The sequence below is a fragment of the Ruegeria sp. BHSB064 genome (assembly GCF_059613205.1).
This window is the reverse complement of sequence record NZ_JBXWSB010000115.1, coordinates 1-14,021: the sequence shown is the minus strand read 5'-3', so window position 1 is coordinate 14,021 and position 14,021 is coordinate 1. Positions and strand designations below refer to the sequence as shown.

The 14,021-nt window shown below is 57.3% G+C and carries 12 protein-coding genes; 4 read left to right on the top strand and 8 right to left on the bottom strand.

From position 1 onward, the window contains the following. From AC2FNU_RS20195 to rpsL, 4 genes are all read right to left on the bottom strand, one after another. Positions 1 to 111: GTP-binding protein (locus tag AC2FNU_RS20195; RefSeq protein ID WP_170744588.1), on the bottom strand; the 111-nt coding region annotated here is incomplete at its 3' end. A 60-nt stretch (positions 112 to 171) separates the two neighbouring features. Then, on the bottom strand, positions 172 to 2,289 hold the full coding sequence (gene fusA / locus AC2FNU_RS20190; RefSeq protein ID WP_496791836.1) for an elongation factor G: 2,118 nt from the start codon (positions 2,287 to 2,289) through the stop codon (positions 172 to 174). Positions 2,290 to 2,307: 18 nt separating this feature from the next. After that, on the bottom strand, positions 2,308 to 2,778 hold the full coding sequence (rpsG, locus tag AC2FNU_RS20185; RefSeq protein WP_480486579.1) for a 30S ribosomal protein S7: 471 nt from the start codon (positions 2,776 to 2,778) through the stop codon (positions 2,308 to 2,310). 15 nt (positions 2,779 to 2,793) lie between these two features. Next, the gene (gene rpsL, locus AC2FNU_RS20180) at positions 2,794 to 3,165 is read right to left on the bottom strand and encodes a 30S ribosomal protein S12 (RefSeq protein WP_005621086.1); all 372 of its coding nucleotides are present in this window, start codon (positions 3,163 to 3,165) and stop codon (positions 2,794 to 2,796) included. 389 nt (positions 3,166 to 3,554) lie between these two features. On the opposite strand from rpsL, the gene AC2FNU_RS20175 reads away from it, so the two are divergent. Together AC2FNU_RS20175 and AC2FNU_RS20170 are read left to right on the top strand one after the other, a co-directional pair. Further along, positions 3,555 to 4,361 carry a putative rhamnosyl transferase gene (locus AC2FNU_RS20175; RefSeq protein ID WP_496791835.1) on the top strand — a complete coding sequence of 269 codons (807 nt, stop codon included), beginning with the start codon at positions 3,555 to 3,557 and terminating at the stop codon, positions 4,359 to 4,361. Between the two features lie 4 nt (positions 4,362 to 4,365). Beyond that, a complete protein-coding gene (locus AC2FNU_RS20170; protein WP_496791834.1) occupies positions 4,366 to 5,172 on the top strand; it encodes a glycosyltransferase in 807 nt (268 codons plus the stop codon). Here AC2FNU_RS20170 and AC2FNU_RS20165 read toward each other — a convergent pair. Continuing rightward, entirely contained in the window at positions 5,157 to 6,026 is an 870-nt protein-coding gene (locus AC2FNU_RS20165; RefSeq protein ID WP_496791833.1) for a DMT family transporter, read from the bottom strand. The two genes, AC2FNU_RS20170 and AC2FNU_RS20165, sit on opposite strands and share 16 nt — an antisense overlap. 87 nt (positions 6,027 to 6,113) lie before the next feature. After that, positions 6,114 to 6,596: a hypothetical protein gene (locus AC2FNU_RS20160; RefSeq protein WP_496791832.1), complete on the bottom strand. Its 483-nt coding sequence runs from the start codon at positions 6,594 to 6,596 to the stop codon at positions 6,114 to 6,116. Between the two features lie 350 nt (positions 6,597 to 6,946). Here AC2FNU_RS20160 and AC2FNU_RS20155 point away from each other — a divergent pair, with 350 nt between their 5' ends. Both AC2FNU_RS20155 and AC2FNU_RS20150 read left to right on the top strand, forming a co-directional pair. After that, positions 6,947 to 7,129 (top strand): DinB family protein, encoded by a 183-nt coding sequence (locus AC2FNU_RS20155; RefSeq protein ID WP_496791831.1) that lies wholly within the window; start codon positions 6,947 to 6,949, stop codon positions 7,127 to 7,129. Between the two features lie 3 nt (positions 7,130 to 7,132). Then, on the top strand, positions 7,133 to 7,447 hold the full coding sequence (locus AC2FNU_RS20150; protein ID WP_496791837.1) for a DinB family protein: 315 nt from the start codon (positions 7,133 to 7,135) through the stop codon (positions 7,445 to 7,447). A 96-nt stretch (positions 7,448 to 7,543) separates the two neighbouring features. Here the strand turns inward: AC2FNU_RS20150 and rpoC are convergent, their stop codons facing one another. Beyond that, positions 7,544 to 11,785, bottom strand: coding sequence for a DNA-directed RNA polymerase subunit beta' (gene rpoC / locus AC2FNU_RS20145; RefSeq protein ID WP_496791830.1), 4,242 nt, complete (start codon positions 11,783 to 11,785; stop codon positions 7,544 to 7,546). A gap of 50 nt (positions 11,786 to 11,835) precedes the next feature. Beyond that, the coding region (rpoB, locus tag AC2FNU_RS20140; protein ID WP_496791829.1) for a DNA-directed RNA polymerase subunit beta at positions 11,836 to 14,021 on the bottom strand (2,186 nt) is incomplete at its 5' end.

Here is a 14,021-nt window from a genome sequence, read left to right as displayed (position 1 = left end):
ACCGAAATACTTGGTGATTGCTGCGGTCAGCGTCGTTTTACCATGGTCAACGTGGCCAATCGTGCCGATGTTGACGTGCGGTTTTGTACGCTCAAACTTTTCCTTTGCCATGATGGCCTCCTTTTTCGGTAATGAAGGGAGCCCCTGACCGGAGCTCCCTCAAATCTTCGCTTATGCGTATTTCGCCTGGATCTCGTCCGAGATGTTCTGCGGAACCGGATCGTAGTGGTCGAACTGCATGGTGAACTGGGCACGGCCCGACGACATCGAACGCAGAGTGTTGATGTAGCCGAACATGTTCGCCAGCGGTACGAACGCGTCGATCGCGATCGCGTTACCGCGCGGTTCCTGACCAGACACCTGGCCACGACGCGAGGTCAGGTCGCCGATGATACCGCCGGTGTATTCTTCCGGGGTGATCACTTCGACCTTCATGATCGGTTCCAGCAGTTTCGCGCCAGCTTTGCGCATGCCTTCACGCATACACATACGGGCCGCGATTTCGAACGCCAGAACGCTCGAGTCAACGTCGTGGAACTTACCGTCCAGCAGGGCAACCTTGAAGTCGATCACGGGGAAGCCAGCCAGCGGGCCGCTGTCCATAACCGACTGGATGCCTTTTTCGACACCCGGGATGTATTCCTTCGGAACGGCACCACCAACGATGCGGCTTTCGAACGAATAACCTTCGCCCGGCTCGGTCGGAGTGATCTCGAGCTTGACCTCACCGAACTGACCCGAACCACCCGACTGTTTCTTGTGGGTGTAGGTGTGCTCGACCGGCATCGAGATGGTTTCGCGATAGGCCACCTGCGGTGCGCCGATATTCGCTTCAACCTTGAACTCGCGCTTCAGACGGTCAACCAGGATGTCCAGGTGAAGTTCGCCCATGCCCTTCATGATGGTCTGACCGGATTCCAAATCAGTTTCCACACGGAAGGACGGGTCTTCGGCGGCCAGACGGGCCAGACCCTGAGACATCTTTTCCTGGTCGCCCTTGGTTTTGGGCTCAACCGCGATCTCGATCACCGGATCGGGGAAGGTCATGGTTTCCAGAACCACCGGATCCTTCGCATCACACAGGGTGTCACCGGTTGTGGTGTCTTTCAGACCCGCCAGCGCGATGATGTCGCCTGCAAACGCTTCTTCGATCTCTTCCCGGTTGTTCGAGTGCATCATCATCATACGACCGATGCGCTCTTTCTTACCTTTGGTCGAGTTCAGGATCGAGTCACCCTTGTTCATGGTGCCCGAGTAGATCCGGGTGAAGGTCAGCGATCCAACGAAGGGGTCGTTCATGATTTTGAACGCCAGACCCGAGAAGGCCATGTCGTCATCGGCACGACGTGCGATGTCACGAACTTCTTCTTCGTCGCCGGGTTTGAAGCCCATGTAATCAACAACGTCCAGCGGGCTGGGCAGATAGTCGATCACAGCGTTGAGCAGCGGCTGAACGCCTTTGTTCTTGAACGCAGAACCACCCAGAACCGGAACAAACGCGATGTCCAGGGTCCCTTTGCGCAGCAGGGCGCGCAGGGTCGGAACGTCGGGCTCATTGCCTTCAAGGTATTCCATCATCGCGTCGTCGTCCATTTCGACGGCCGCTTCGATCATCTTGCCGCGCCATTCGTCAGCCATGTCTTTCAGGCTGTCGCGGATGGGGGCTTTGATCCAGCTTGCGCCCAGATCTTCGCCCTGCCACAGCCACTCTTCCATGGTGACCAGGTCGATCAGACCTTCCAGCTCGGACTCGGCGCCGATCGGGATACCAACCGGAACAGCACGTGCGCCGGTGCGGTCTTCGATCATGCGAACGCAGTTGAAGAAGTCTGCGCCGATCTTGTCCATTTTGTTGACGAAAACCATACGCGGAACCTTGTAGCGGTCAGCCTGACGCCACACGGTTTCGGTTTGGGGCTCAACACCGGCGTTTGCGTCCAGAACGCAGACGGCACCGTCGAGAACCGCCAGCGAGCGTTCAACTTCGATGGTGAAGTCAACGTGGCCGGGGGTGTCGATGATGTTCAGGCGGTGCTTGGGGGTATCGGCGGTTTTACCGTCTTCGGTGCGTTCCCAGAAAGTGGTGGTCGCAGCCGAGGTGATGGTGATGCCGCGTTCCTGCTCTTGCTCCATCCAGTCCATGGTGGCTGCACCATCGTGCACCTCACCGATGTTGTGGGATTTACCAGTGTAATACAGGATACGCTCCGAGCAGGTGGTCTTACCTGCGTCGATGTGCGCCATGATACCGAAGTTACGGTACAGTTCGAGCGGATATTCGCGTGCCATTTTTGATAAGCCTCTGAATTACCAACGGTAGTGGCTGAAGGCTTTGTTCGCCTCGGCCATCTTGTGGGTGTCTTCGCGCTTCTTCACGGCAGTACCGCGGGACTGTACAGCGTCCAGCAGTTCACCGGCGAGGCGTTCTTCCATGGTGTTTTCGTTGCGGCCGCGCGCAGCAGTGATCAGCCAGCGGATGGCCAGTGCTTCGCGGCGCTCAGGACGGACTTCGACCGGAACCTGATAGGTTGCACCACCAACCCGGCGCGAGCGAACCTCGACCGACGGTTTGATGTTGTCGAGCGCTTCGTGGAACACTTCGACAGGAGCGCGCTTTACCTTGCTCTCAACGCGGTCAAATGCGTTGTAAACGATGCGCTCTGCGACCGACTTCTTGCCGTCGATCATCAGGTTGTTCATGAATTTGGTCAGTACCTTGTCGCCAAATTTGGCGTCAGGCAGGACTTCGCGTTTTTCGGCGGCGTGACGACGTGACATATCAGCCTCTCCTTCTTACTTGGGACGCTTCGCGCCGTATTTCGAACGACGTTGCTTACGGTCTTTGACGCCCTGAGTATCCAGAACACCGCGCAGGATGTGGTAACGCACACCGGGAAGGTCTTTCACACGGCCGCCACGGATCAGAACAACCGAGTGTTCCTGCAGGTTGTGGCTTTCACCGGGGATGTACGAGATGACCTCGAACCCGTTGGTCAGGCGCACCTTGGCAACCTTACGCATAGCCGAGTTCGGTTTCTTCGGTGTGGTGGTGTACACGCGAGTGCAGACGCCGCGCTTCTGCGGGCACTGCTCCAGGTGCATGGACTTTGAGCGTTTTACTTTGGGCTGCCGCGGTTTGCGGATCAGCTGTTGAATAGTTGGCATTCCGGTTTCTTCCCCGTTTTGCAACACACATGACATGCACGCGGTTGCGTGCGGTTAAATTTGCTGCACTCATGCGTCCACAAGCGCAAAATCCGCGAGCGTTCCCATTCCGAGGTGAACGTCGCGGTTGGTTATCAGAGGACGCGAACTGCAAAATTGTCCGGGTCTTGACCAGTTCATTACTGAAATCGGTTATGGGGCGGCCCCCGGTACCGAGATGTCGCGCGTAATAGGGGGAGTCGGCCCAAGTGTCAACAGCACTATCCCGACGACCGCCACATGGTGGGGTTTGGGGCGTAACTGATTGCCTCAAAAGGCGCCCTCCTCCCTGTTGCGACCCGTGTACGGCGGGGGCATAGTTGCGCTGACTACCAGCCGATGGACGACAGATGCAAGTGATTGGCCTGTGCCGTTTTTCCTACCCCGCGATTGGCGGCTTTCGGCAAAGCCACGAAACAATCCAAGAGCAAAGGCAGTTTCTCTATGCGCCAGACAGGATGGAGGAACGCTTGCGCCTGTTTGAAACCATTGCCCTGCCTGGTTTTCGCGCCCAAACGGATGAACGTTTTGAGCTGTTAGTGGTAACGGGAACTTGCCTGCCGCAACCCTATTCTGATCGGTTACAGGATCTGATCGCCGGGTTCAAACAGGCCCGCATCATCAAAAAAGATCCAGCCGATCACAAGCAGGTGATGAGAGAGGTTCTCAACGCCGCCCGCACCGACCCGCACAAACCCTGCCTTCAGTTTCGGCATGATGACGATGACGCGATCTCGGTCGATTTCATTGAATTGCTGCGCAGCGCCATTCGCGAAAACGCGGGGCTGACGCAGCACTGCGAGTCGGTCGCGATAGATTACAATCACGGTTACGTCGCCAGGTGCGAGGAGCGCGGGCTGCAAGTGGCGCAGGTTTTTCGGTCGCTGCTGGGCGTTGGCTTGGGAATGCATGTTCAGGGTGGTAGCGCGAAGACCATCTTTGACCGGATGCACAACAGATTGGCGCGGTTCATGCCGGTGGTCAGCTACCCCGACGCGCCGAGGTGGGTGCGCATGCTGCACGGATTCAACGACTCGGACCACGCCCGCAAGGACACGCGTGAGCTGTTGCCGCTTACGCCAGAACAGGCAGAGGATTTGCGCAGACGCTTCGCTATCGATCCAGAAAAGATCGAAACTACGGCTTTGGGGAACTAAGACGATGCAGGTTCTTGGTCTTTGCCGTTTTTCTTATCCTGCCATTGGCGGCTTTCAGACCATGCACGCTTCCATCGAAGAACGGCGGCAGTTTCTGTATCAACCTGAACGGCTGGAAGAACGGTTTCGGTTGTTTGAATCCATCGCCCTGCCCGGACTGAAAAAGCAAACCGATCCAGAATTCAATCTTCTGATCATTATCGGTGAGTGCCTGCCCAAGCCCGCCTTCGACCGCCTGCATGATCTGACAGCTGACCTGAAGCAAGCGCGTATCGTTGCCAGACGTCCGGGCAGGCACAGAAAGGTCATGCAAGAGGTTATGAACGCCGCACGCCAAAACCTAGACCAGCCCTGCCTGCAGTTTCGCCATGATGACGATGATGCAGTGGCCGTGGATTTCGTCGAACGGCTGCGTGGAACTGTAGGTGATAGTGCCGGGCTGTTTCAAAACCGCGCCATGGTCGCGATTGATTTCAACTGTGGATACCTGGCGCGCGCAGATGCCAAGGGCATTCAAGCCAAGCGCGTACATCGTCCGTTGATGACAGCGGGGCTTGGAATGTTTGTGCAGGGCCGCAACCGCAAATCGATCATGAATTTTACCCACAACAGGATCAATCGGGCCATGCCTGTGATTACGCGCCCTGATAAGCCGATGTGGATCCGCGGCTTGAACCGGTTCAATGACTCTCCCAGAACCAGAAGCACGGATGTCGAACTCAGCCCCCTTTCGCAGCTTCAAGAGGTTGAGTTTCAATCACGCTTTGCCATTGACCAGATCCATGTCAGGCGGGTTCACTCTGTGCCTTGACGGGCCCGCTCGCGGAACAAGGTGAACAAACCAGCACCAACAATCAACGCAGCACCCAGCATTGTCACCGTGTCAGGCCATTCATCAAATACGACCCAACCCAGCCCCAGCGCCCAAAGCAGGCTGGAATACCGAAACGGCGCAACAAACCCAACATCGCCCTGACGCATGACCATGACGCTGAACAGGTAGCCCATCAACACAAAGATAGCGGCGGCAGCAACCAAGGATCCCGCTGTGGCAGAAACCGGAACCCACCCTTCAAACACCGACGCAATAGCCGCCGCCACCGCGATAGAGCCCGAGGTTGCCAAGGTCACAACCATCGACGGCACATCGGCGGACATACGTCGGGTGACGAGATCCCGCACGGTTATCGATGCCACGGCGATCAGGGCGTAGATAGAATAGATGCTGAAACCGTCCGGGCCGGGCCGGACAATCAACACCATACCAATGAACCCCACCACAATCGCCAGGGTACGCCGCCAGCCAACCTGTTCCGAGAATACCAAAGCGGCGCCCAGCGTTACAGTCAACGGCAGCGCTTGAAGAATGGCCGTTACGTTTGCAAGCGGCATGTTCTTCAACGCTGTCAGGAAAAAGAAGGTGGCCGCCAGTTCAGTCAGGCTGCGTAACGCAACAAGCCATTTGTCGTGACGCGAAAAATTCAGATGCAGGGCCCCAAGTGAACGGGCTAGCAGATAGACCAGAACAACCGCCAAGGCACCCCTTAGGGCCACCAGCTGAAAAAGGGGCAGCTCCTGCAGCGCGATCTTGACCAGCGTATCGTTCAGGGTAAACGCGGCCATGCTGCCCATCATCAGCAAGGCACCTTTGGTATTCGGGGTCATGTTGGCTGGGCTCCGGGCTGGCAAACGCGTGTATTGGCCAAAGTAAAGACTTGGATGTCAATATCGCTTGAGTCCGGCACCCGGATGTCAGCCGAAGGGAACAATGGTTCCGAACAGATTCAGACTGGACGGTTCGGTCGTGTCTTTGACAAAATCCACCCAGTCTTCTCCGTAGGTTTGCTCAAAAAAGTCTGGGTACTTCCAAACAAGGTTGTGAAAGGTAAACGTCGTCAGCAACGCGCCAACCGTAAGCGCGCCTGCAAATTCTCGTAATTTACCTTTCAGAAAGAGCATCACCATGATGCAAGCCCCGCCCGCAAGTCCGAGGCTGACGAAATCCTGCGTATCAACCTGCCGCTGAACCGGAATACCAACGGATTGGTATTGAATGTAACGGGTCAGAAACACGGCACAGATCCCCAGCAAGAAAGCCCCCAAAAACGCACCGGGATAGGCCAGACGTTGCCAGATGCTCTCGGTTCTGGGCCGAGGTGCGTGTCTTGCATTCTCATCCGAGCGCTGTTTGATCCGCGCAACGCGATCTTCGAAAGAGTTGTTTTCAGTGCCCATGAGCCAATTCAAAATCAAATGTAAATCTCAGGCCAGAGCTAAACTAGAGAGTGTGGAACCGCAAGAACGAGGCTTCGCGATTGAAGTGTGCGTTAGGTCAAAATGTCGTGCTGTCCTGCGACAACAATAAACTGTTTCTTCTTTAACAAACGCATAGCGAAAACAGGACTTGGCTATACCGCGCTTTGATAGGCACGATTGAGAAAAAGCCTAGGCAAAGTCGTCAAATTCTATACGATCGCAGTCACCCAACGACGTCACAGCGTGTGCCGGCCCCAGCGCAATTTGCATTGTTCCAAAGCAAAGCGCTCAATTTTCCCAATACTTCCCCCATAACTCTGAGGCCACGAATGATGATTTCAGCCGCGTATTGCCGACTTATGGCAAGCTACAACAGATGGCAAAATATTTCGCTCATCACTGCATCCGACGGTTTGACCGAAGCTCAGCGCTGGAAGGATCGAGGCGCGTTCTTCAAATCCATCGCTGCAACCTTGAACCACCTTTATTGGTCCGACGCCCTTATGCTTTAGCGCATCAAAGGAAACGAACGCCCACAGGAAACAATCACCCATTCACTAACCAGCCCTTCAGATTGGTCTGAATTCAAAAACTTACGCACACAGCGCGATACGGAAATCCAACAATGGGCATCCATCACAACCAGCGCAGATCTCAATGGTGTTGTCAGATGGTACCCACCTGGCGGCTCATCCAAGATAGAAATGCCTAAGGCCGTCTGTGTTGTTCAGTTCTTTAATCACCAAGCCCATCACCGGGGGCAAGTACATGCCATGCTCACGGCCGCAGGGGCCGCGCCAGAGCCTACAGATATACCGCTAATGCCTTAGCAATTGCTTTCAATTACCGTGGGCCAACGTTGACACCTACCCAAGAAAAAAGGCCCCGCGTTTTTCGGGGCCTTCTTCAAATTCGTGCAGTCGAGCTTACTCGCGGCTTTCCGGGGTTTCCACCAGAACGTCCAGCTCATCACCAACCATGTCGTCGTCGAAGGTCGGTGCAGCCAGAGCAGCGGCGGCTTCGGCCTCTTCCCGGCGGGCTTCGATGACCACGTTGTCACGCGACTGCGCGATGTGGCGGACGGCCTGAGTGGCCCCACCGGTACCGGCAGGGATCAGGCGACCAACGATGACGTTCTCTTTCAGGCCAACCAGCTTGTCCTTCTTGCCCTGAACCGAAGCTTCGGTCAGCACGCGGGTGGTTTCCTGGAACGAGGCCGCCGAGATGAACGAACGCGTCTGCAGCGAGGCTTTGGTGATACCCAACAGGATCGGCTCGCCCTGTGCCGGACGACCACCGCGCTGAAGCGTCTTCTCGTTGGCCGCGTCGAACTCCTGCTTATCGACATGTTCGCCTTTCAGCAGGGTGGTGTCTCCTGAATCCAGGATCTCCCACTTCTGCAGCATCTGGCGCACGATAACCTCGATGTGCTTGTCGTTGATCTTCACGCCCTGCAGACGATAGACGTCCTGCACTTCGTCGATCATGTAATCCGCCAACGCTTCGACACCCATGATGGACAAGATGTCATGCGGAGCCGGGTTACCGTCCATCAGGTATTCACCCTTCTGGATGAAGTCCCCTTCGGCGACCGGGATGTGCTTGCCCTTGGGTACCATGTACTCGATGGTCTCCATGGACTCGTCCGCCGGTTCGATGCTGATGCGGCGCTTGTTCTTGTAGTCGCGGCCAAAGCGCACGTAACCATCGGCTTCTGCGATGATCGCGTGATCTTTCGGACGACGGGCTTCGAACAGTTCGGCCACACGCGGCAGACCACCGGTGATGTCCTTGGTCTTGGCACCTTCACGCGGGATACGCGCGACAACGTCACCGGCTTCGATCTTCTGGCCGTCTTCGACCGACAGGATCGCATCCACCGACATCGGATAGTGAACCGGGTTGCCCGCGTCGTTGCGGACCGGCTCGCCATCTTCACCTACCAGAATGATCTCGGGCTTGAGGTCGCTGCCTTTGGGAGCCGCGCGCCAGTCGATCACGATCTTCTGGGTCATACCGGTTGCTTCGTCGGTCTCGTCGCGGACAGCAAGGCCCGAAACCAGGTCAACGTATTTCGCGGTACCGGCTTTCTCGGCGATGATCGGCAGGGTGTAGGGATCCCACTCGAACAGCTTGTCGCCACGCGCCACTTTGGTGCCGTCCTTGACGAACAGCTTGGAACCGTAGCCCAGCTTGTGGCTGGCACGCTCTTCGCCGTGCTCGTCCTTGATCACCAGCTTCATGTTCCGGCCCATGACCAGGCTTTCACCTGCGGCATTGACCAGGATCTGCGGGTTCTCGAAGGAAACAACACCTTCCTGGCTGGCTTCCTGGAACGACTGCTGACCACCTTGCGCAACACCACCAATGTGGAAGGTCCGCATGGTCAGCTGTGTACCGGGTTCACCGATCGACTGGGCGGCAATGATGCCAACAGCTTCACCGGTGTTCACCATGGTACCGCGTGCAAGGTCACGACCGTAGCAGGTTGCACAGACGCCTTCCTCGGACTCACAGGTCAGAGGCGAGCGAATGCGCATCGACTGAACACCAGCTTCGTCGATGGTGTCGGCCATACGTTCGTCGATCAGCTGACCTGCTGCGACGATCACCTCATCCGTGCCCGGACGCAGAACATCGTCAGCAGCGACACGGCCCAGCACACGTTCGGCCAGCGAGGCGACAACCTCACCGTCGTTCACGGCTGCTTCGGCAGTGATCGCACGCTCGGTGCCACAGTCGATCTCACGAACGATACAGTCTTGTGCCACGTCAACCAGACGACGGGTCAGGTAACCCGAGTTCGCCGTCTTCAGAGCGGTATCCGACAGACCCTTACGGGCACCGTGGGTCGAGTTGAAGTACTCGAGAACGGTCAGACCTTCTTTAAAGTTGGAGATGATTGGCGTCTCGATGATGTCACCGTTCGGCTTGGCCATCAGGCCGCGCATACCGCCCAGCTGTTTCATCTGAGTAACCGAGCCACGCGCACCCGAGTGGGCCATCATGTAGACCGAGTTCGGTTCCTGCTCAGACCCGTCCTCTGCCCGATCCGACGACGAGATCGTGCTCATCATCGCTTCGGTGACGCGGTCGTTACACTTCGACCAGGCATCGACAACTTTGTTGTACTTTTCGCCCTGAGTGATCAGGCCGTCCATGTACTGTTGTTCAAAGTCTTTCACCTGATTGCGGGTGTCATCGACGATGCCCCACTTGTCACCCGGAATGACCATGTCGTCCTTACCGAACGAGATGCCCGCCTTGAACGCTTCTTTGAAGCCCATCGACATGATCTGGTCACAGAAAATGACCGACTCTTTCTGACCGCAGTAACGGTAGACAGTGTCGATAACCTGCTGCACTTCTTTCTTCCGCAGCAGGCGGTTGACCAGATCGAACGGCGCTTTGTTGTTCATCGGCAGCAAGGCACCCAAGCGCAGACGGCCCGGAGTGGTCTCATAACGCTTCTGAACTTCGTTGCCTTCGTCGTCGATCTGCGTGATCCGCGCGGTGATTTTCGAGTGCAGATGCACCTCACCCGCGTCCAGCGCGTGCTGAACTTCTTCGATCGAGCCAAAGACCTTACCTTCGCCCGGCATGCCTTCGCGTTCCAGGGTCACATAGTACAGACCCAGGATCATATCCTGCGACGGAACAATAATGGGCGCGCCGTTTGCAGGCGACAGAACGTTGTTCGTCGACATCATCAGAACACGGGCTTCCAGCTGCGCCTCAAGGCTCAGCGGGACGTGAACGGCCATCTGGTCACCGTCGAAGTCGGCGTTAAAGGCCGAACAGACCAGCGGGTGCAGCTGGATCGCTTTGCCTTCGATCAGGACCGGTTCGAACGCCTGAATACCAAGACGGTGCAGCGTCGGCGCACGGTTCAGCATGACAGGGTGTTCGCGGATCACCTCGTCGAGGATATCCCACACTTCGGGACGCTCTTTCTCGACCAGTTTCTTCGCCTGTTTCACGGTCGAAGACAGACCCTTGGCCTCAAGGCGCGAGTAGATGAACGGCTTGAACAGTTCCAGCGCCATCTTCTTGGGCAGACCACACTGGTGCAGCTTGAGTTCCGGACCGGTCACGATGACCGAACGGCCCGAGAAGTCGACGCGCTTACCCAGAAGGTTCTGACGGAAGCGGCCCTGCTTACCTTTCAGCATGTCCGACAGCGATTTCAGCGGACGCTTGTTGGCGCCGGTGATCACGCGGCCACGACGGCCGTTGTCAAACAACGCGTCAACGGATTCCTGCAGCATCCGCTTTTCGTTGCGGACGATGATGTCAGGCGCGCGCAGTTCGATCAGACGCTTCAGACGGTTGTTCCGGTTGATGACGCGGCGATACAGATCGTTCAGATCCGAGGTCGCGAAACGGCCACCATCCAGCGGAACCAGCGGACGCAGTTCCGGCGGAATGACCGGGATCACGGTCATCACCATCCATTCAGGCCGGTTGCCCGACTCGAGGAAGGATTCGACAACTTTCAGGCGCTTGATGATCTTCTTGGGCTTCAGTTCACCGGTGGCTTCGGCCAGATCAGCGCGCAGCTGCTCGGCTTCGGCCTCCAGATCGATCTGGGCCAGCATCTCGCGGATGGCTTCGGCACCGATGTTCGCGGTAAACGCGTCCATGCCATAGGCATCTTGCGCGTCCATGTACTCTTCTTCGGTCAGCATCTGGCCGTAGGTCAGGTCGGTCAGACCGGGCTCGATGACGACGTAGTTTTCAAAGTACAGAACACGTTCCAGATCGCGCAACGTCATGTCCAGCATCAGACCGATTCGAGACGGCAGCGATTTCAGGAACCAGATATGTGCGACAGGCGCGGCCAGTTCGATGTGGCCCATACGCTCACGACGGACTTTCTGCAGGGTGACTTCCACGCCGCATTTCTCGCAGACAACGCCGCGATACTTCATCCGCTTATATTTGCCGCACAGACATTCATAATCTTTGATCGGGCCAAAGATACGCGCGCAGAACAGGCCGTCACGCTCGGGCTTGAACGTCCGGTAGTTGATGGTTTCGGGTTTCTTGATCTCGCCATAGGACCAAGACAGTATCCGCTCGGGCGACGCCAGCGAGACCTTGATCTCGTCAAAGACCTTCGGGGGCGTCAGCGGGTTGAACGGGTTGTTGGTGATTTCCTGGTTCATTTGTTACCTCAAATCTTGCGGAAGGGGGGACGGGAGAAAGGGCAGCGCCCTTACTCCTCAACCTCCGCATCCAGGAGTTCCATATTCAGGCCGAGGCCACGGACTTCTTTCACCAGAACGTTGAACGATTCCGGTACGCCCGCTTCAAAGTTATCCTCGCCCTTGACGATCGACTCATAGACCTTGGTCCGGCCGGCGACGTCATCCGATTTCACGGTGAGCATCTCCTGCAGGGTGTAGGCGGCGCCATAAGCTTCCAGAGCCCAGACTTCCATCTCACCAAAGCGCTGACCACCGAACTGCGCCTTACCACCCAGCGGCTGCTGGGTCACCAGGCTGTACGGCCCGGTCGAACGCGCGTGGATCTTGTCGTCCACAAGGTGGTGCAGTTTCAGCAGGTACTTGATGCCCACGGTCACCGGGCGTGCAAATTGCTCACCGGTACGACCGTCGAACAGAACCGACTGACCGCTTTCCGAGAAGCCCGCACGCACCAGCGCGTCGTTGACGTCAGCCTCTTTGGCACCGTCGAAGACCGGGGTTGCGATCGGAACACCACGGGTCACGTTGCCCGCAGCCTCGATCAGGCCTTCCTCGTCCAGACCGGTGATGCCTTCTTCATAGACATCTTCGCCATAGGCCAGCTTCATCGCTTCGCGCACCGGGGTCAGGTCGCCGGACCGGCGGTATTCACCCAGAGCCTCATCGATGTTCAGACCCAGACCGCGTGCGGCCCAACCCATGTGGGTTTCAAGGATCTGACCGACGTTCATACGCGACGGCACACCCAGCGGATTCAGACAGAAGTCAACCGGAGTACCATCGGCCAGGAACGGCATGTCTTCCATCGGAACAACCTTGGAGATCACACCTTTGTTCCCGTGACGACCGGCCATCTTGTCGCCCGGCTGAAGCTTACGCTTCACGGCGATGAAGACTTTGACCATCTTCATCACACCCGGCGGCAGGTCGTCGCCACGACGGACTTTCTCGACCTTGTCTTCAAAACGGGCGTCCAGAGCACGCTTTTGCACTTCGTACTGCTCGTTTAGGGCTTCGACGATCTGCGCATCCTGCTCGCCTTCCAGCGCCAGCTGCCACCACTGACCACGGGTCAGGGTTTCCAGCAGGTCCTCGGTAATCACCGACCCTGCCTTGACGCCTTTCGGGCCTTTGACAGCGGTTTTACCCAGGATCAGACCTTGCAGACGCGCATAGATGTTGCGGTCCAGGATCGCCAGCTCGTCGTCCCGGTCACGGGCCAGACGTTCGACTTCCTCACGCTCGATCTGCAGCGCACGCTCGTCTTTCTCGACGCCGTGACGGTTGAAGACGCGGACCTCAACGACCGTACCGTAGTCGCCCGGCTTCACGCGCAGCGAGGTGTCGCGCACGTCAGATGCTTTTTCACCAAAGATGGCGCGCAGCAGCTTTTCTTCCGGGGTCATCGGGCTTTCGCCCTTCGGAGTGATCTTGCCGACCAGAATATCGCCCGGCTCAACATCCGCGCCGATGTAAACGATGCCAGCCTCGTCGAGGTTGCGCAGCGCTTCTTCACCGACGTTCGGGATGTCACGGGTGATTTCTTCCGGACCCAGCTTGGTGTCACGGGCGGCGACTTCAAACTCCTCGATATGGACCGAGGTAAAGACGTCATCACGCGCGATACGTTCGCTGATCAGGATCGAGTCTTCGTAGTTGTAACCGTTCCACGGCATGAACGCGACGACCACGTTCTTTCCAAGGGCCAGTTCACCCATATCGGTCGACGGACCATCGGCAATGACCTCGCCCTTCTGGACGGTGTCACCCACCTTGATCAGCGGACGCTGGTTGATGCAGGTGTTCTGGTTAGACCGCTGGAATTTGCGCAGACGGTAGATGTCAACGCCGGCGTCGCCCAGTTCCAGATCTTCGGTGGCGCGGATAACGATACGCTGGGCATCGACCTGGTCGATGATACCGGCGCGTTTCGCCTGAATCGCAGCACCCGAGTCAATCGCAACCTTTTCCTCGATCCCGGTACCGACCAGCGGTGCCTCAGCCCGAAGCAGCGGAACCGCCTGACGTTGCATGTTCGAGCCCATCAGAGCACGGTTAGCGTCGTCATTTTCAAGGAACGGGATCAGCGATGCAGCTACCGAGACCAGCTGTTTCGGCGACACGTCGATCAGGTCCACATTCTCGCGCGGGGCAAGCGTGTAATCACCAGCCTGGCGTGTCGACACCAGATCGT